16 protein-coding genes are annotated in these 18,620 nt (G+C 37.3%); 9 read left to right on the top strand and 7 right to left on the bottom strand.

Annotated elements, in window-relative coordinates; genetic code table 11:
• Positions 1–126 precede the first annotated feature (126 nt).
• Positions 127–531, top strand: a complete 405-nt coding sequence (locus NDQ71_RS24250) for a DUF1801 domain-containing protein (protein WP_192532261.1) — start codon at positions 127–129, stop codon at positions 529–531.
• 107 nt (positions 532–638) lie between these two features.
• Positions 639–2,093 carry a hypothetical protein gene (locus tag NDQ71_RS24245; protein ID WP_192532260.1) on the top strand — a complete coding sequence of 485 codons (1,455 nt, stop codon included), beginning with the start codon at positions 639–641 and terminating at the stop codon, positions 2,091–2,093.
• Positions 2,094–2,451: 358 nt separating this feature from the next.
• Here NDQ71_RS24245 and NDQ71_RS24240 read toward each other — a convergent pair whose 3' ends face one another.
• Together NDQ71_RS24240 and NDQ71_RS24235 are read right to left on the bottom strand one after the other, a co-directional pair.
• Positions 2,452–3,546, bottom strand: coding sequence for a ParB family protein (locus tag NDQ71_RS24240; RefSeq protein WP_192532259.1), 1,095 nt, complete (start codon positions 3,544–3,546; stop codon positions 2,452–2,454).
• A 4-nt stretch (positions 3,547–3,550) separates the two neighbouring features.
• The gene (locus tag NDQ71_RS24235) at positions 3,551–4,756 is read right to left on the bottom strand and encodes a ParA family protein (RefSeq protein ID WP_086998901.1); all 1,206 of its coding nucleotides are present in this window, start codon (positions 4,754–4,756) and stop codon (positions 3,551–3,553) included.
• 351 nt (positions 4,757–5,107) lie between these two features.
• Here NDQ71_RS24235 and NDQ71_RS24230 point away from each other — a divergent pair, with 351 nt between their 5' ends.
• Positions 5,108–6,181, top strand: coding sequence for a replication initiation protein (locus NDQ71_RS24230; RefSeq protein WP_179808317.1), 1,074 nt, complete (start codon positions 5,108–5,110; stop codon positions 6,179–6,181).
• A 904-nt stretch (positions 6,182–7,085) separates the two neighbouring features.
• Here the strand turns inward: NDQ71_RS24230 and NDQ71_RS24225 are convergent.
• Positions 7,086–8,312, bottom strand: a complete 1,227-nt coding sequence (locus NDQ71_RS24225; protein WP_301563130.1) for a transposase — start codon at positions 8,310–8,312, stop codon at positions 7,086–7,088.
• Between the two features lie 38 nt (positions 8,313–8,350).
• Here NDQ71_RS24225 and tnpA point away from each other — a divergent pair, with 38 nt between their 5' ends.
• The 6 genes from tnpA to NDQ71_RS24195 all read left to right on the top strand — a co-directional run bounded on the left by tnpA (position 8,351) and on the right by NDQ71_RS24195 (position 16,023).
• On the top strand, positions 8,351–8,746 hold the full coding sequence (tnpA, locus tag NDQ71_RS24220) for an IS200/IS605 family transposase (protein WP_193051319.1): 396 nt from the start codon (positions 8,351–8,353) through the stop codon (positions 8,744–8,746).
• 180 nt (positions 8,747–8,926) lie between these two features.
• Complete coding sequence (locus tag NDQ71_RS24215; protein WP_301563129.1) at positions 8,927–11,932, top strand: TonB-dependent receptor; 3,006 nt, start codon at positions 8,927–8,929, stop codon at positions 11,930–11,932.
• A 158-nt stretch (positions 11,933–12,090) separates the two neighbouring features.
• On the top strand, positions 12,091–12,801 hold the full coding sequence (locus NDQ71_RS24210; RefSeq protein ID WP_193039110.1) for a Slam-dependent surface lipoprotein: 711 nt from the start codon (positions 12,091–12,093) through the stop codon (positions 12,799–12,801).
• Between the two features lie 118 nt (positions 12,802–12,919).
• Complete coding sequence (locus NDQ71_RS24205; RefSeq protein WP_301563128.1) at positions 12,920–14,359, top strand: surface lipoprotein assembly modifier; 1,440 nt, start codon at positions 12,920–12,922, stop codon at positions 14,357–14,359.
• Positions 14,360–14,551: 192 nt separating this feature from the next.
• Positions 14,552–15,070: a sigma-70 family RNA polymerase sigma factor gene (locus tag NDQ71_RS24200; RefSeq protein WP_086995628.1), complete on the top strand. Its 519-nt coding sequence runs from the start codon at positions 14,552–14,554 to the stop codon at positions 15,068–15,070.
• 2 nt (positions 15,071–15,072) lie between these two features.
• Positions 15,073–16,023 carry a FecR domain-containing protein gene (locus NDQ71_RS24195; protein ID WP_086995625.1) on the top strand — a complete coding sequence of 317 codons (951 nt, stop codon included), beginning with the start codon at positions 15,073–15,075 and terminating at the stop codon, positions 16,021–16,023.
• Between the two features lie 198 nt (positions 16,024–16,221).
• On the opposite strand, the gene NDQ71_RS24190 is transcribed toward NDQ71_RS24195, so the two are convergent.
• The 4 genes from NDQ71_RS24190 to NDQ71_RS24175 all read right to left on the bottom strand — a co-directional run bounded on the left by NDQ71_RS24190 (position 16,222) and on the right by NDQ71_RS24175 (position 18,619).
• Positions 16,222–16,626: a YbaN family protein gene (locus NDQ71_RS24190; RefSeq protein ID WP_086995616.1), complete on the bottom strand. Its 405-nt coding sequence runs from the start codon at positions 16,624–16,626 to the stop codon at positions 16,222–16,224.
• Between the two features lie 49 nt (positions 16,627–16,675).
• The gene (locus NDQ71_RS24185) at positions 16,676–17,278 is read right to left on the bottom strand and encodes a biliverdin-producing heme oxygenase (protein ID WP_193039111.1); all 603 of its coding nucleotides are present in this window, start codon (positions 17,276–17,278) and stop codon (positions 16,676–16,678) included.
• Positions 17,279–17,348: 70 nt separating this feature from the next.
• Positions 17,349–18,182, bottom strand: a complete 834-nt coding sequence (locus NDQ71_RS24180) for an energy transducer TonB (RefSeq protein WP_086995610.1) — start codon at positions 18,180–18,182, stop codon at positions 17,349–17,351.
• A 2-nt stretch (positions 18,183–18,184) separates the two neighbouring features.
• Complete coding sequence (locus tag NDQ71_RS24175) at positions 18,185–18,619, bottom strand: biopolymer transporter ExbD (RefSeq protein WP_086995608.1); 435 nt, start codon at positions 18,617–18,619, stop codon at positions 18,185–18,187.
• Position 18,620: the final 1 nt, after the last annotated feature.

The following is an 18,620-nucleotide window of genomic DNA, read 5'->3' as shown; positions in this document are numbered from 1 at the left end:
TATGGGTCCCAAATGCATTACCTAATGCTCTAAAAACGCTTAGAACTAATTGCAGGAGCTAGTTTTTTAATTGATTTTGGCTGTTGGAGTTATTCTACAGGCTCGTTATGTGAATAGGAGGTTCCAGTGAACAAGGTAGTCAAAGAACGCTTCGATGAATATCCGGAAAATGCTCGTATTAGGCTAGAGGAGCTAAGAAATCTAGTCTTTCAAATCGCATCTGATTTGGAGCTGGGTGAAGTCGATGAAACTCTAAAATGGGGTGAACCTAGCTATAGTGTAAAAACAGGCAGCCCGCTAAGAATGGACTGGAAGCTGAAATATCCTAATAATTATTACCTATTCTTTAATTGCCAAACTAAGTTAGTCGATACATTTAGAGAATTGTATGGTGAAGAACTGGTGTTTCAGGGAAACAGATCAATAGTTCTGTCCTTATCGCAAGTGTTACCAGAAACAGCAATCAAGTCCTGTTTAGAGTTAGCTTTAACCTATCAGCAGCGTAAACATTTACCTCTTTTAGGCGCGTGAAGATCACAAAATACAGTTGGCTATTTTCACTCCGTTCAATATTTTAGCCAACAATATTTTGCCGCTTAAGGTGGAGTTATATTTTTAATTGAGTTCAGAGGTATTTGATGGCAAAAGCTAAGTTGTCTCGAGATCAGAAAAGAAAGAAGAGGCTTGAAAAGAGACGTAAAAAAACTGATGTGGCAGTTAAGTTGCCATCAGGAGTGAGGAGTATTTCTAGACGTCAATTTGACGCTTTTTGTTTTTCACGTCATCCTATGGCAAGAAGTACAGCAGATGAAAAACAGTGGTTTATTGCATACGATAAAAAAATTCTAGCAACTGTTTTTAGAAATGCAATCGATAATGATTATGGCTTTGTCATTATGGGGCGTGATACTAGAAAAATATTTAGGGTGCTAGAAGTAAGCAAAACATTTAAACCGAGTGAACTAGGTGCTCGAAATGAACTAATCAAAGCTATTAAAAAATATAAAAATGATGGTAAATCTTTTTACCCTCAAGGGGATGAAATTAAATTAACCAATGAACTCTTTGAGCCTTTAGTTGAGCGAGGAAAGTTGAATCCCATCTATATAGCTTTAGCTGAAGAACCTAGGATGGAAGCAGCTCGAAATTTGATAAAAGAAATTGTGTATACTTTTGATGACCCTGATGGTCATTATATAAAAGAATTTCAAACACATGGCTTTGACGCTCGTCTTTGGGAGTTGTATCTATATATCTATTTCCACGATAAATTCACTCAAATTAAAGGGAATGCTGCACCTGACTTCCACATTACTAATGGGGTGCATGAGTATTTAGTTGAAGCTGTGACAGTGAATCCGAGTGAAAATCAAGCGCGTCCAGATGAAGAGGCGCCGGAAGATCCCGAAAAGTTACGAGAGCTTCTCAACGGCTATATGCCAATTAAGTTTGGTAGCCCTTTATATTCTAAGCTCAAGAAGAGATATTGGGAAAGATCTCATGTTCAAGACAAGCCATTAGTATTCGCAATACATGACTTTCATATTACAGGCTCTATGACTTGGTCTAGAACTGCCTTAATGGAATACTTATACGGTTTTAGGGCATCGATTGTAGATGGAAAGCCAAAAATTACCCGCATAGAGACTCATGAATGGAAAGGTAAATCAATTCCTTCTGCCTTTTTCAATCAGCCTGATTCTGAGCATGTTAGTGCTATCTTATTTAGCAATGCAGCAACTATTACAAAGTTTAATCGTATGGGTAAGCTCGCTGGTATGGGGGGGGAAGATATTAAAATCTTGAGGGATGGCACTCGGTTTAATCCTGATCCAGAGGCTTTTGCTGGCATACCTTTCCATGAAGATGTAGATTCGCCTGAGTATACGGAATCATGGTCAGAGAGTTTGGTAATATACCATAATCCAAATGCCTTGCATCCTGTTGACCCTAATAACTTTCCAGACATTTCACATATATTTTCGTGCGATGAAAATGGGGAACAAGGTTTCTATCAGCCATACGATGTGTTGAATTCAACCTCATTCGTTATTTCTACAAAGGAACCGATTCCTGAGTTAGCAAAAATATAACAAACGCTTTATAGCAGGCTTGCGCTCCTTCGTCGCTAATTTTAGCCTGCTATTTTACGCCGGTTAAGCGAAGCGTTACCAATGTCCGGTTATGGCACATAGCTGCCGAAAAACTAGCCCAGAAAACTCTAAACTTTATTATCTTGGTTTCATACTTTAGTTTAATTTTAACTTTTTAATATCAACCCAGCAGATATATGAGCGTGAGTCAGGCTAGATACTGTTGATTTATTCAGCCTGAATAACTACAAATAAAAAACACTAAAGACTTTAAAAACAATAACTTAAAACAAAACCTCCGTTGAGGAACCTAAAAGGTATTCACTCATAAATTAGCTATGACTGAATACCTTTATTATTAAAGCGAGTCTTGCAACACTTTAGCAATAGCCTGGTCTAAAGTATCTTGTACTTCTTTTGTTAGCTGTGAAAACTCATAAGCGAATTTTCTACCTTTAACGCGCTTACGTGCATAGGTATTCTTTTTGCTAAAATTTGCAAGTGGAGTAACGATAGCCTGCTCGGTTGGCTTAGGTTTGTATGTTTTAATAGCGTCTGTAACTATTTTTAATATAGCTTCTTTATAATCGTCTTGAACTAATTCACTATTGATATTAATTATATTGCTTTCTATATCCTTTATAAATTCATTTACGTTTTCACCTAACGTTTTTTGTACTGTATTTAATACTTTGTAGTCTGAGTGTGACAATAAAGAAATATCCGGAAACAGCTCAATAATAGCACTATCGATAGAGGCAGCAGTTAGCGCCTTACTTACCTTGGCTTGGCTTAAGCCCATTTCTTCAGCTAATTCAGATTGCGTGAGTTTTTTATTATATTTTTTTTCATAAAGCTGACTTTCTAACTGACAACGCATACCAATTTCACGTAAGTTGTGCTCTTTACTAACTTGCAGCTGCTTAGCTAATGCTTTAGCGTCACCAGAGCTAATATCGTCATCTGTGACTAATATTTTAAATGAGTTAATTTTACCTGCTTCAAGCAAAAACCTAGCTCTACGCCTGGAGCCATCTAGCAGATCAATTACGCCATTAACTACGCCATTAACTCTTCGGCCTATAGCTGGGTAATATTGTTGTATACATAATGAGTCTAGATCTTGAAGAGATTCTTTGGTTAGACCAGATTGATCTCGACCATTCACTTCAAATGTGACCGAAGTAAGCTCTTTAACTTGCTGATAACTTAATGTAATAGGAACAAATTGCGCTATTTTTCCTGATTTTAACTTCCAGGATACACTCTCTCCAACATTACTTATCCCTAGATGGGTTTGTAATACATCCATTAGTGATAATTTAGAACCAGTGATCTCTGCTTTTAATTGCTTTGCAAGCGACTCTATATTACTTTTCTGTCCTGACTCGATTGCATCTTGCGCTCCGACTGCATTGCCAAGTGGTGATCTTATTCCACGTTTTCTAGCCATGATTTTACTCCTGCTCCTGCTCTTGCTTACGCCATACATTTACAATATCGCGCTGTAGTTGACTTGTTACTTCATAAGCATTTTGCTGTGCCACTTGGTATGACATTTTACTTTTTGGGTACTCACTTTTAGACATATCAAACACCGTTGATAATAAAGATGATGCCTGCCTTACAGCTTCACCATTTTTAAATTCTTTAGAGTATAAATAAGGTGAAAAGCTATCATTAAGGCTATTGAGTAACTCCGTTGTTGTTGAACTGTCTTTATGATTTGTAATAAGTATTTTCATGAAGTCATACCCCTGATGCTTCGCATTATTCAATAATCCCCAGACTTGCGGTATATATGAAAAATAAGAACACGTTGCATCTATGTCATTTTCTGTAATTGATAGTGGGAAAAGTACACTGGTTGCGGCGTAGTAAGCGTTATACGTTGCATAGCCTAATGATGGAGGGGTATCTATTATGATAATATCGAATTCATCTTCAACTTCATTTAAAATCTTACTCAAAATAGAGTAGGGCGAACTTAGAGACTTATTAAATACGCCTTCATGAAACCACCCCTCAATACCACGATCTGATTGTGAGGCAGGTAAAATACGGAGGTTTGGAATTGTAGTAGGTAAAAAGGCACTTGAAATAGCTTCTTTTTTAGTTTCATTTTCGTCTAATTCATAGTTTCCCATGATCAGATCGCCTACAGATAAACAACCTTCTTGTGCTGATTCAGGGGCGTAATACATTGATAGTGTAGCTTGTCCATCCATATCAATAAGGCCTACGCGATACTCTTGATGAAACTCAGTAGCTAGTCCTGAACCTATTGTTGCACTTGACACTGTTTTACCAACACCACCTTTTTGATTCTGAATCACTATAATCTGTGCTTTCTGCTTATCACTACGTTTGAACTTAGGTTCTTTACGTAATTCAACAGAGAGCGAATCTCTTACTTTATAAATTTCTTCGATGTCAATTGACCACTGTGCATCTTCGTGTCTACGTGGGTCAATACCCAGTGAAGCGCAATACCTATCTAAAGTTTTTACATCAATATCTAAATATATAGATGCTTCAGCTCGCGTAAAACTTCTAAGCTCCTTACGATGATTTACTAAAAGCCTCTGATTGCGTCTTTTTATATAGCGATCAGCGCCTTCCTTTAAATCTTGAAAAATGTGAGTAGTCTTTTCAATGGTCATAGATGAATCCCTTTTTGTTTAAAACAAGTGTATCCCTTGTTTTTTGAGTTGTCCATGTATTTTAGAGGTATTTGATTTTTTGTTTTAGTTTTATAATTTGAGTTATTCACATTGAATAATTACCAAAAAAGAAGCCGTAGGTGTTGGCAAATAGGGATTGTAGGTAAAATACAACTTGAGGAATATTTTTATCGTTATTTTAAAAAATGACTATTGAAATACAAGCTCCCCTCATCATCGAAATATAAGCTAATTAGAGAGTATATTTTAATGTCTAATATGTGTAATCTAGTAAAAACACCAAGAATATGTCATCAACTAGCAAATACAGTCTCGACATTGGAAGAAGAAATGAGCATCGATGAGAAAAAGAAAGTAGTTTCAAGGGATTCTCTTCCTAAACACATAAAAAAGAGCCATCAGATAGTATTTAGTCGCCAAGATTTATCTGCCCGTGAAGCAGATATATTTGCACTCATGATTGCAACTATGAAAGAAAGTGATTGGGTTGGAACAACCCCTAAATACGAGTTTTCAGCATCTCAGCTCTCCAATTGGCTCAATATAGCGCCAAAACATATAGCGACATACCTTAACCCTGTAGCTATGCGGCTATCACGATATAGCGTTGGTATAAAAACTGAAGATGGTAATGGTGAAATTGAATTTGACTATAAACCAATATTTAAAAATATAAGCTATAAAAACCGCACATTTACAATGATACCTAATGATCTTCTGAAGTCTGAGTTTATAGAGTATAAGCAAGGATTTGCGCTGATCAATACCACAAGCTTTTTATGCATAAAACAGGAATACGCAAAGCGACTCTATGAAATACTTAGTAGGTTTAAAGAGCCCGGCTACGAAATGCACTTGATTAAGCTTGATGAACTAAAAGGTTTATTTGGTCTATATGATGAAAAAGGGAATTTAAAATCAGATAAATTATCTTTTAAAAATAATGGGGTTTTTATGCAGAGATGCATTAGAAGCAGCATTGATATTCTCAAGGCCAATCCGACAACAAATAAAGAGCTATTATTTTATGAAAGTGCTAATGGTGAAGTTGGCTACGAATTAAAAAAACAAGGCAACAAAATCATAGCTATCAAATTCCTTATGAGTTGGATAACAAAAGGCAATATTGAGGAATTTAATGAACGCGATGCTATTTCTACTATTAAAAAGCTAGAGCTTAAAAGGCAGCAATTAAAGTCTGAAGGCAATGGTAAAAAATTATCAACTGCAGAACTTAAACTGTTACTTTCTGCATACAATTACACTGGTAATGAGGATCTATCTAATAAAATAGCTACAACCTTGATTGAAAGGCGTAATAACCGCGCAGAACAAGCATCCAGCAAAGAAGAAATTGATATTGCGAATAAACTGACTATAGATAATTTAGATATTCCATATTAAAAAGCATATTACATATTTTTGGTATGTACTCTTAATAACACCAAAAATATGTAATGTAGCTCATATAAAATATGCTCACATAGACCTATTTTTAATAACTTCCCATAAAATACGACGAATATAGCCCTACAAATAAATAAAACACCAATAATATGTTACGTACATGCAAAGATATAACCCTCAACACCAAAAATATGTTACGTACATACAAAGATACAAGCTCTCAACACCAAAAATATGTTACGCATATACACAAATACAAACTTTCAACCTCAGAATTGTATTAAATATATTAAAAAAGAGCTTAATCTATCATTTTGCATGCTAGCAATGAGACATATACTATAAAAATAGTGTATGTCGTCAGAACCTTATTCTAAAAAAGAACACCAAATATATGTAATCTAAACACCAAATATATGTAATCTAAACACCAAATATATGATCCGAAACACCAAATATATGATCCGAAACACCAAATATATGATCTGCCATCATGTTTTTATCTTTTAATAACAATGACTTACATGCGCCTATAGTTCTTATAGATCTTATAGTTTTAATAGATTTAATAGAATTAATAGGTACTGTGGATATGTGAATAAGTTAATGTCGAATCTAACGAGTTAATTAGATCAATATTTTACTAACTCATTAGTGAAATAGTTAACAATTAAGACTAATTACCCTATTAAGCTACTATTAAAAGGGATTAAGCTTTAAAAACACTGTGGAGTAGGTAAATACATGATCTCTAAATTATCTTTATTATCTAGCATCAATTAACTTGGACAGTTGATTTCATTAAGTCAGAACGTTACCTATAGACGGATATACATTGTGAACTACCCACAGACGCCACCACGTGTCGATCAATGGGCTTCTACAGTCTAGCTTATGAATGCTAGGCTGCTTCTTTTTTCTCAGATCCAACAGCAAACTTCGATAGCTCGAAGACTTTCATTTTATTAGCTGCTTTCCGCTGAGAAGTGGGATTAACCCTTGCGACGATTCCAGCCGCTATTAAGTCTAACTCACCTGTGTTCGCTATGCTTTTAGCCGCTGAAAGGTCGCGATTTTTATGCGCTCCGCAAGCCACACAAATGAAATGTCTATCGTTCAATGTTAAAACATGGTGCTGGCCGCATTCTGCGCAAATCCCAGTCGACTTTTCAAATCGACCAATTTCATGATAGAGCTTGCCTTCAAGCTCAGCCTTGTATTTTGAAAGCTGAGTTATCAGAGCCATCACATTGTCAGCTACCATGCTGCCATTGAATTTTTGCATCGCTTTTACGTTTAAATCTTCAAACACTAAAATGTCATTTTCATTGGTTATCTGTCGTGAGATTTCGTGTGCAAAGTCGAGCCTTTGTCTTGAGATCTTACCGTGTAATTTATTGATGCGTTGTTTTGTTTTGTGCCAGCGATTTGAGCCTTTATTTCGGCGGGCAAGCTGACGTTGCAATTGATTTAATTTTGCTTTTGATTGCTTTAAAAACTTTGGATTCTCGGCCACGTAGCCGTTCGAGCCAACTACCGTTTGCTTTGAGTTAATGTCAAAACCTGTGATTGTTTTTAAAACGCGAAGCGCTGTTTTGCACTCCACTTCTTGAGTAATACTGCATTCCCATTTACCGTGGCGAAACTGAACAGTTACCGTTTTGATTTTGCTAGCCAGTTCGCGATGTAAAATGATAGGCACTTTACCAACTTTTGGAATACTGATAGTGCCATCTTCAATACGGATGCAATTAGAATTGTTTACCGCTCGAAATGAATCGTTGTGAAGTTCTTTCTTTTTGTATGAGATTTTATGCTTTGGAAAGCGCTGCAAACGGCCTTTCGAGATTGCGTTCTTTAACGCAGTTTCTAAGTCGCGAGCAACTTGCTGAGCTGCTGCCGAGTCAAAAGACTTAATCCACGTAAACTCTTCAAAAGGCTTTATTTCCTTAAGAAGCGAGGCCATATCATTGTAAAACAAGAATGTTTTATCGAACTCATATCGACGCATATTTTCAGACAGTAATAAGTTCCAAATACCACGCGCAGTCGCGCCAAACTCTATGAGTTTAGCTTCTTGTTCTGGCGTAGGATTCAGTCTGTAATTGTATCTAAGCGTCTTTTTCATATGCTGTATAGACTACTGTATATGAAAGGGTTGTCAAGATGGAATATGAAACTAAATCACACTGCAAATATCTAATAGCGTTACATTTAATCTTAGTTGTGAAATATAGAAGGCAATTGCTACAAGGTAACTTGGGTGAATTCGTAAAACAAAAAATTTCTGAAATTACAGAGCGCTCAGAATTTAATATTGAAGAGATCGAGGTAGACAAGGATCATATACACATATTGCTTACGATTTCCCCGACCATTTGTGTTGCGAGTTATGTTCGTAGAATTAAACAATCAACGACACAAAGCCTATGGTCGAGATTTAAGTGGTTGAAAAAGCAATTCTGGATTGAGAAAACCTTTTGGTCTGACGGGTATTTTGTTTGCTCAGTTGGAAATGCTTCTGCTGATACAATTCGAAAATACATTCAAAATCAGGGCTAGTTATTCCGATTAATCCCATCGACGCCTCTTCGCGTCGAGCAATGGGTTTTCTCGGAAGGATTCGATAAAAATTGACTAAAAACTTCTAACATAGACTTTTTTAAATAAATTATTTATTGAGGAAAATACGATTTCATTCGGTATATCGCTTAACTGATAACTAAAAGAAAGGAAATCGATATGCAATTCTTACATAGCCCTAAAATACTCACCTTATTACTCAGTGTTCATCTTGGGGTTACTAGTTTAGCAATGCCGATATTGTCACATGCGGCTAGTCCAATTACACATACATTTAATATTCCCGCGGGTAAACTTAATAATAGTTTAAATCAGCTCGCGATAACTGCAGGTATAGAGTTCCATTTAGATGCTCGTTTAACACATAAAAAACAAAGCCCTTTACTTAAAGGTAATTATAGCGCTGAGCAAGCTTTGAGTATTTTGCTCTCTAATAGTGGACTTTATAGTTTAATACAAGCAGATGGTTCATATAGAATTTTAGCAAAAGTAGATGAGAATAAAATAATTTTAAATACAATTAATGTAGCAACAGGAGATAACAATGGTGTCACTCGTGATGAAGCTGGTAAGCATGCAATTTATGATGACGATATATCTACGGTATATACATCAATAGATGAAATAGAACGATATAAGGGCAAAGATGCTGGTGATTTATTCAAAGGTATGCTCAATATTTACAGCGGTGATGCACGAAATGGTGGTGGTGTTGACCCCAGTATTCGCGGAGTGCAAGGACCTGGGCGAGTGCCATTATCAATAGACGGTACTGAGCAAGCAATTACTGTGTGGCGTGGTTATAGAGGGGTTTCAAATCGAAATTACGTTGATTCAAATTTAATTGGCAGTATTAAAGCAATAAAAGGTCCCTCTTTAACTCCGAATACACATACTTCTGTTGGTGGTGGGGTGCAAGTTAGTACTATTAGTGCTAGCGACGTACTGCTTGAAGGGGAAAGCAGCGGCGGGGGGCTTGTCATAGAGAGCAGTAATAATGCCGTTGATCCTAAGCTGCCCACTTTATTCACAGGGCAGGATTACAGGGATGTAGAAGGTTTCCCGCAAATGTCACCTAATTTTGCATATGGAGATCCTTCATTATGGCAAGAGATGAGTGGTAATAAAGAAAATAACCCTTTGTCAGGTGAAGATTACGCTTATCGTTTAGCGCTAGCTACGCGCCAAGATAACTATGAATTACTCGCCGCCTATGCATATCGTAATAAGGGCAACTACTTTAGTGGCACCAAAAAATCAGAGTTTTACAATAACCCTAATGATCAAGAGTTCAATATTACTAAAATGAATCCGCGTTCTCTAGCGCACCGTCAACGACCAGGTTATGAAGTGCCAAATACATCGAGTGAGTTGGAATCTTTCTTACTCAAAGGTGAATTTAAAATTAGTGAAAACCAGCAATTAAACTTAGGTGCACGTGTCACTAATGCGCAATATGGTGAAATTATGGCAAGTCGAGCTGGTGACATAGGTGAAAATGGTGAAATGGCGCAATGGCCTCTTAGTAAAGTTGAAGCACAAGCCTATAACATAAAATATCAGTGGAACCCGAAAAGTAAGTTTATTAACGTCACTTCAAACCTATGGAGCACCCATACTATTAGCAATACTAATTCTGCTGGCGGGTTCCCAAATTACGCTAATGCAATATGGGAGTTAGCGGATCCTGATGCAAGTCCAATAATACGTAATACAGCAGTTGCCAGTAACCGTGAGAACCGTTTTGGCTTTGATGTAAGTAACCAAATGATGTTATCCGATGAGTTGGAGCTAACTATGTCAGCGCGTTATCAATATCATAAAATTCGCTCAGAAGATGAATACCGGGGTACAGTCGATGGTTGGAAGCACTGGCCACGCGAGGGTAGACGAGAAGAGCTTGAAGGACAGTTTAATTTTAAATGGATGCCTAGTGAGTCGCTGATACTTTCAGCAGGTGCAAGTTATAAAAGTTATTGGGCGATTGATGACTTTTTATCAAGCCGTATTTCGGCTGGAGACGAGCGCTTTACGAAAGAACACTCTGCCGCTGAAGGTGTATATTTAGAATATAAAACAGCTTACACAGAAGCTGAACACCAAGAAATAAGAGAGCAAGAGAGAGAGCAGTTTGGTGATTCAAGCTTCTTTGTTGATAATCCTGCACGATTGGAGAGTTTTCTTGATTTTAGAGAGAGTGATCGTAGAAAAAAACACAAAGCGGTCTTAGATCCATGGTTACATAATGGTGAGGGTAAATACCGCAGAGAGAATAATATATGTGTTAACGGGGAATTGAATAACGTAGCTAATTATATAGAAGGCAGTTGTCGCCAAGCGGGTGGGCCTGTAAATGAGTACGATAAGCAAATTGATGGCGGTAAAAAAAAGGGGAACCACTGGGCTCCAGCACTTGCTGCAACCTACTTATTAAATGAACATAGTCGAGTGTACATACGTTATACCGAGGGTATCCGCTTCCCGAGTATGTTCGAAAGTACCTTAGGCTTCTCGGCTAATAACAACCCTTACACAGGTATTAAACCAGAGCATACCTATAATTATGAAACTGCGTTTGTACATAACTTTGAGCAAGGGGATATTAAATTAACCTACTTTCATCATAAAACAAAAGATGTCATAGAACGCTCAGGTAATTTACTACGCTTTTACAATATTGATAAGCAAACATTGCAAGGGTTTGAGTTTCAAGGTCGCTATGACAATGGTTCGTTTTTTGCTGATTTAAGTTTATCTCATATGACTAAGAATGAAGTCTGTGATGAAAGCCTTGCAATTACTCAGGACCCTGTCGAGGGCTCAGTTCCGAATTGTGTACATGCTGGTTTTGCAGGTGGTTACTTAAGCGATCAAGCTATTCCTAATGACTCGGTTAATTTGAGCCTTGGTGGTCGTTATTTCGAAAATTCCCTGGAAACCGGATTACGAAGTGTTTATCTATCAGCAAGTAAAAGTGAAGAAGATCTTGAACGAGATAAAGCGCTGACTTTTGACGCATATGCAAAGTATAGCTGGAGTGAGCGCCTCAACGTTGAGTTGATAGCCACGAATTTAACCGATCTTTATTATATTGATCCACTGGTTCGTTCGAGTGTTCCAGCTCCTGGTAGAACTGTGAAGTTAAAACTACAAATGAGCTTTTAATTTATTGAATTAACTTAGTTGATTAGCTTAAAAAATAAACCCACAAACTAAATAGTTATTATTTTTTGTGGGTTTTTGTTTTTCGTTCGGTGTAGTTAATGAAAGCATCTTAGTTGTGCTTTTTATTTCATTGATTTTTATTTAAAAGGAACTGAAAAATGAACAAGTTATTCGCAACACTCGCAGTACTCACAACCACTTTTAGCTTTGCTGCTCATGCAAACTACGTAGGTACTCAAAATGACAATACCAATATTGAAGTAGGAGAGTCTACGGTTAATGGTGGTCCTCATGTAGCAGGGCGAGCTGGTATTGGCATCGCAGCAATGGGCTCTACTCAACAGAAAGTCGATTTTCAGGCATTATCAGCTTATGCTCAACCAACTAACGGTATTCACTCTTTAAGCATGGGTCATGGTGGTATTGGCGCATTTAATTTTGCAAAAGTGGGTACTAGTGATGTTTGGTTTGGTGAATGGTCACAAGATTTTAACGGTAATGGCAACGACCGCGCAGTATATTATGTTGGCAATAGTACCAACACGACAGTACCAGTAAGCGGCACGGCTAGTTATGCCATTAAAGGGGTTAATAAATTTAGCGGTAGTAATCAGTTAACCGGGGATTTTACGGCTAATTTTGGTACACAAAAGTTAACTGGTAGCTTGGCTAATTCAGCGCTTTCAGTGAGCATTGATGCAGATATCGTGACATCTACGGCAGCTTTTTCAGGAACGGCGCTTGCCAATGGTGTGGTATTTGGTAATAGCGAAGGCCATTTCTTTGGTGCTGATGCAGCATCACTTGCAGGTATTGCCACTTTTGCAAACCGTCAATTAGATACTGCGTTTGGTGGAGCTAAAAAGTAATCGCAATTATTTAGTTGGGGCTAATATTTAGCCCCTTTAATTGACGCTTTTGAGTATTATTATGAGCCATCAAAATAAAAATCATTACTACCGAACAGTAATACAATTATGGGTACTAATGTTAGTGTTAAACTCCCCTTTCTTATCTGCATCGACTGAAACGCGATTACATTTACAGCAACGTATAGAGCAAAATATAAAACAAAATGAGCATTCAATCGTTGCCGATGCGGCGCGTGATTCAGCTAAACCTTCCTCTTTTACAATTAATGGGCAACAAATCCAAGTTAATAACAATGTTCATGAGTTGGGCCAAGCAGTCTATTTTTTAATTCAGCATAAGCAATGGCCAGCTGCACAAAATTTGTTATCTCGTTATGTGGCATTAGAAAATTACGATGTGATGCTAGTTCATTATGCGCAAGGTGCGATTGCTCGATCTGCTGGACGTTTAAACGAAGCTGAGCAGCAACATTTGGTTGTGTTGGCTCAACAACAAGATTTTTTACCTAGTCAATTAGAGTTGGCGCGGGTGTTGTTTGATAACAATAAAAATACTGATGCGCTTATATTGTTTGAGCATATTGCTGAGCAGTTACCAAATGACAACCCTAAGGTTGACGGTGTTCGTCACACTGTAAACAGTTTTATTGATGCGCTTAACTATCGTCAAGCTTGGCGAGGGTCTTTTTCGTTAGGGCCAAGTCTTAGTGATAACTTAAATCAATCATCACAAAGTTATACGTGTTTGCTTTGGCTACCGACTGAAGAGTGTTTAATCGAGCGTAAAACCCCGCCTGAAATATCGGGAGAGGGCGTTGACTTTGATGCAAATATTAGTAAACGATTTACGTTTTCTGGTCACCACGGGTTGAGTTTTCGAGGCCTTGCTTATGGCAGTAATTATTTAAATAACAGTGAATATAATGAGCACACTGTGATTGCTAGCTTAGGTTATAGCTATCAAACGGCTTATGAACAATTTTCAGCATCTGGGCAATTTAAATACAATGCATTAGGTAATAGCACACTTTACAGTGCTGCGGGTATTAAGCTTGATTGGCTAAAAAACCTTTCAAAAAAACTAAATATAAAACTTGAACTTGAAATTGAGCAGCAATCTTATCAACCTCAGCACTATAGTTATCAATCCGGTACACAATTGGCAAATTACAATACCCTTTGGTATCAGCTTAATGAACAATGGTTACTATTTGGTGGTCTAGATTACAGTAAAAAGAATAACAGTGAACAGGTACATGCTTACCAATTATTTTCGAGTAGATTTGGTGTCAATAAGCGCTGGGGTAACGGGGCAGAGGCAACATTATTTGCATCACTCAGGGCGCGTAAATATGAGCAGTATAGTGCTTTATTGGCACATAAGCGTAAAGATCTTGAACAAAATTACACACTGATTGTAAGCATGCCAAGTCTAGCCGTATTTAGCATGACACCAGTTTTTACCTTAAATCATATAACAGTAAACAGTAATGTTGATTGGTTATACAGTTACGATAAAAATACGGTGAGTTTAAAGTTCGAAAAAATATTTTGAGCTTTAACGCTTGTCACAAGCAGAAAAATTAATTAAGCGCTACTTTAAGGTTTCATTACTTTTAATTCAAGTATGCCTATATATTAATAAACTATAATAATGATCATGATCATTATGAATAGGTACAACTCTTGAATTAATTGCGAATGAAATGTATTATCATTACCATTAGGTTGTTTGGAGTAATACTAAGTGATGGTGATCAATCCTGCTAATATCGCGTGCGTTGATGATATGTATAGAAAACACAATAATTGGCTGTCCATTTATATTCAACGTCGATTAGGATGCTTAGAAGTAACTGCTGATTTAGTACAAGATACTTATTTGCGTATTCTAACAAAAGCATCATTACCAGATATAAAAGATTCCCGTCGCTATTTAACTCATATCGCAAAAGGGTTAGTCATCGATTTGTACCGAAGACGCAATATTGAAGCGGCTTACTTAGAACTAATAGCGAATGATCCACTTACTTCGTCTGAATCTCCAGAGTCTCATCTTATTATGGTTGAGGCATTAAATGAGATTGATATGCTTCTACGGCAACTTCCGGAAAAAGTACGCCAAGCATTACTTATGCGTCAACTCGAAAATATGAGCTATAAACAAATTGCAGCAAAATTAAAGGTGTCAGTATCATCGGTAGAAAAGTACATTGCTAAAGCTTTGCAAAGTTGTTTAATAGTTAATATTGAGATGCAGTCTTGACTATGGAAAAAATTTCTTCAAATACTATTCAACAGGCTGCGATATGGATGGCAAGATTATGGGCTGACGATGTTAATCAACAAGATGAAATTGCTTTTCAGACTTGGTATGAAGAAAAACCTGAGCATGCTTTAGCATGGCAACAACTGGAGTTATTACAAGAAAAATTTCATAAAGTCCCGCAATCTGAGCTTAGTCGGAAAGTATTAATAAGTCAGGAAAAAGGATTGTCGCGTCGACATCTACTTTTATTAGGACTTTTTACTTTAGGGAATCTGAGTTTAATTTTTTCTGGCTTGGCAGGGCACCCTGGCAGGCGTGAATATGTTACTGCCGTAGGTGAAATAAAAACAGTTACTCTAAGCGATGGAACAGTAATGTCAATGAATACAGATACAAGTGTCTATGTTGACTTTGAACAATCAGAACGTAGGTTGTATTTGTTGAAAGGTGAAATTATGATTTCTAGTGCACAGGACATAAAACCTTTTTATGTAACGACGCGTGATGGCAAAGTGGTACCAATTGGAACTTATTTTATAGTAAATCAACGTGAGCAAGAAACCATAGTGAGCGTGTATGAGGGAGTTGTGGAGTTACGGCCAATGAGAAGCATACAGTTTGTGCAATTAAAAGCGATGCAGCAAGCTGCTTTTAATACTAAGGGGACTATGCCGATCCAGCAATTATCGACTAGTCGAGCATTATGGCTGGAGCATAAAATACAAGCAACCAACAGTAAATTAACTGATTTTATAATCGAACTCGCTAGATACCACCGTGGTGTTATCAATGTGGCGCCAGAGCTTGCTAAATATAAAGTAACAGGTATTTTTTCAATAACTAATATAGATAAAACCCTACATCATCTTAGTGAAATTTTGCCGATAGAAATTACTTACTATTTTAAACGTTGGATATATATTAAGGAAAAGCCTAAAAATCTACATTAAAACCTTGGTCTAAGTTGAGTGTTAATATTGTATCTGGTCATAAAATTATCTATCCAACTATCATAGGTCGTGTTTATATTAATGCAGAAGTTAGGTTTTAATTTAATGATTATTAGTTGTTATTGTAGTGATTACTGTTGTACCTCCAGTCACTCAATTAATAGGCATTAATGCTTCCCAAAAAAATTATATTTTATATTACGGTAAAGGGCGTGAAATTACATAATATGCACATATCATTAAAAATAGTGCCACAACACTAGCCAGCAATAAAGAGGGTTGCCCCCCTAAATAAAACAAAATATAGCCAACGGACATGCCGAGACTTGCGATTATCTTTACTGGTTTAGAAATAGTGCCATGCGTTTGCCAATTGGTGAGAGTTTTCCCAAAACGAGGATGATTAAGTAGCAGGTACTCAAAACGCTTTGATGAGCGGCTAAAACAAAAAACTGCACCAATCAAAAAAACAGTTGTAGGCATAATAGGTAAAAATAAACCTATTATGCCTACTCCGGTTAATAAAAATCCACTTACCAAGTATGTTATTTTTTTTAAGTTACCAGCAATTATTTGCGGGCTAGTTTTATTTATGAATTTCATAATTTACCATTTCGTTTTTGCCAGCTCATACAAATAGTTACACTACTCGTTATTCAAATACACTATCAACGGTACTACGTACTAGGCTAAAAGCATCCCGGGCACCATCAATGACAAGGCTTTGCTGTTCATACGTGAGCTCAATAGCATTTAAAGCGGTTGTAAATACTTTCCATGACTGTCCGCGACCAATCGCTGCTGGAGCCAAATGAGTGGCACCAAACTCTTCTGATAGGCCAATACGTTTTGCTGCTTTTAATAAATACTCGGCACCTAAGTTAGATCCTTCAGATACATAAAGCCAACCAAGAGAAGCTGGGTAGTCAATGTTTGGCAAATTATTCTCGGCTTTCATATCATTAATATCGGCATTTAAATCTAAATAATCTTTTTTAAGATAACTAAGACGCGCTCGTTCAGGTAAATCCGTAAATAAACATAGCAGCTTAAGATCACAATAGAGAGGCGCTATGGCTAAATGAAAACGATACTGTACCGCTAAAAATAAAGCGTAACGGCCTAAGTCTGTAAAAGGTCGTTTTGTCATAATCATCTTATCTAAGCTGTCATGTGTGGTTGTGGTGTCGAGCTTTAGCCTTTGGGCCAGAGTGAGTATTTTAGCTTCTTCGTTAACGTGTAACTCTTCAATCATGGTCTATCCTTTAGTATTAACTACTTATCATGTAATTAGTAATGGTTATATAAACACAGCGATATCGCTGTTAATGAATAAAAAACGCAACAGGAACGGCCATGCTAATTGGGTCCCCTGTTACTGTGTTAGGAGGTGCAGGCAAAGGCTCTGCACGTCTAACTAATTCGATGACCTCTTGATCTAATGTAGCTATTCCACTGGGCTTAAATAGGGTGACATCCAGTACATTCCCCTCTCTGTCCATGGTAAAGCTTACCCACGGAATACCTTGTTGACCCCGTAATTTAGCCATTCGTGGGTAACGTTTTTTCCTTTCTAAATGTAGCTGTAACGCACTTTGCCAAAGTTGTTTAGCCGAACTTTCATGTTCACTCAAAGCACCTTTTACAGGGCCAGATGCCACTTTGGCTTCTTTTACTGGTAACGCAGCAGGTGCACTCGTTTGATCTACGTATTGTTCACTCGCCCCCGTTGCCGTTGTGCTATTAGGTTGTGACTTCGGCACAACGTCTATTTTTTTCTCAGTGGTTCTTTTTAATGGTTTACTTGGCGCAGGCTTAATTAGTTTGTCTTTAATGGTAAAGTCAGACTTACTTTCTATAATTGGCTTTACTAAAGGCTCTATTTTTGTAGCCTCAGGTTCACTGCGCTGCTGTTTCATTGGCGTTGATTCTTGTTGCTTTGGCCCAACAGGTAGCGCTAATTGTTCAGACTTTGGTGCAGCAACAATGCTTACCTCAAAGACCTGTGGGGATGCTTGGATAGGCACATTGTTATTATGTTCTTTTGGTAATAAAAAATAACCTGCAATAGCAAAGTGTAAAATAACAGCCCCTAAAATAGCGATAATTACTTGCCATGATACTAAGCGAGAAGCTTTCTCAGTGGTGCCTATAAACATACTCACTGGGCAACGTCCGTTTCGTGTTTTAAGCCCACTAGCGCCACTTTTGAGTAGCCTGCTTTGGTTAATTGATTCATTAATACCATAAACTGCCCATATTCAACTTTGCTATCAGCACGCAATAAAATACGTTGCTCAATTTCAATTCCATACTGCTTTAGTTCTTGAGCCAAATTTTGTTGTTGAATGACATCGCCCTCACCAAATATTAAGGTTAAGTCTTCTTGTAACGTTAGATAGGTAGGATCGTCATTCTCTGGATGCGCTGGGGCTGCAACTGCAGGAAGTTTAACGGGCACGCTCACTGTAGCAAGGGGGGCTGCGACCATAAAAATAATCAGTAATACCAACATCACATCAATAAAAGGGGTAACGTTAATTTCATGCTGTTCATCTAAACTATCGTTATCGGTATTTTTAGTAGTAAATGTCATT

Origin of the sequence: Pseudoalteromonas sp. KG3, assembly GCF_030436385.1 — a bacterium.
GTDB classification, from domain to species: Bacteria; Pseudomonadota; Gammaproteobacteria; order Enterobacterales; family Alteromonadaceae; genus Pseudoalteromonas; species Pseudoalteromonas prydzensis.
The sequence above is the reverse complement of the archived record's forward strand: the minus strand, read 5'-3'. Positions and strand labels throughout refer to the sequence as shown.

Coding starts and splice junctions, on each gene's coding strand:
- NDQ71_RS24215 (WP_301563129.1), top strand. CDS start 8,927: ATGCAATTCTTACATAGCCCTAAAATACTCACCTTATTACTCAGTGTT.
- NDQ71_RS24205 (WP_301563128.1), top strand. CDS start 12,920: ATGTTAGTGTTAAACTCCCCTTTCTTATCTGCATCGACTGAAACGCGA.
- NDQ71_RS24180 (WP_086995610.1), bottom strand. CDS start 18,182: ATGTTTATAGGCACCACTGAGAAAGCTTCTCGCTTAGTATCATGGCAA.
- NDQ71_RS24240 (WP_192532259.1), bottom strand. CDS start 3,546: ATGGCTAGAAAACGTGGAATAAGATCACCACTTGGCAATGCAGTCGGA.
- NDQ71_RS24225 (WP_301563130.1), bottom strand. CDS start 8,312: ATGAAAAAGACGCTTAGATACAATTACAGACTGAATCCTACGCCAGAA.
- NDQ71_RS24210 (WP_193039110.1), top strand. CDS start 12,091: ATGAACAAGTTATTCGCAACACTCGCAGTACTCACAACCACTTTTAGC.
- NDQ71_RS24190 (WP_086995616.1), bottom strand. CDS start 16,626: ATGAAATTCATAAATAAAACTAGCCCGCAAATAATTGCTGGTAACTTA.
- NDQ71_RS24235 (WP_086998901.1), bottom strand. CDS start 4,756: ATGACCATTGAAAAGACTACTCACATTTTTCAAGATTTAAAGGAAGGC.
- NDQ71_RS24175 (WP_086995608.1), bottom strand. CDS start 18,619: ATGACATTTACTACTAAAAATACCGATAACGATAGTTTAGATGAACAG.
- NDQ71_RS24245 (WP_192532260.1), top strand. CDS start 639: ATGGCAAAAGCTAAGTTGTCTCGAGATCAGAAAAGAAAGAAGAGGCTT.
- tnpA (WP_193051319.1), top strand. CDS start 8,351: ATGGAATATGAAACTAAATCACACTGCAAATATCTAATAGCGTTACAT.
- NDQ71_RS24195 (WP_086995625.1), top strand. CDS start 15,073: ATGGAAAAAATTTCTTCAAATACTATTCAACAGGCTGCGATATGGATG.
- NDQ71_RS24230 (WP_179808317.1), top strand. CDS start 5,108: ATGAGCATCGATGAGAAAAAGAAAGTAGTTTCAAGGGATTCTCTTCCT.
- NDQ71_RS24185 (WP_193039111.1), bottom strand. CDS start 17,278: ATGATTGAAGAGTTACACGTTAACGAAGAAGCTAAAATACTCACTCTG.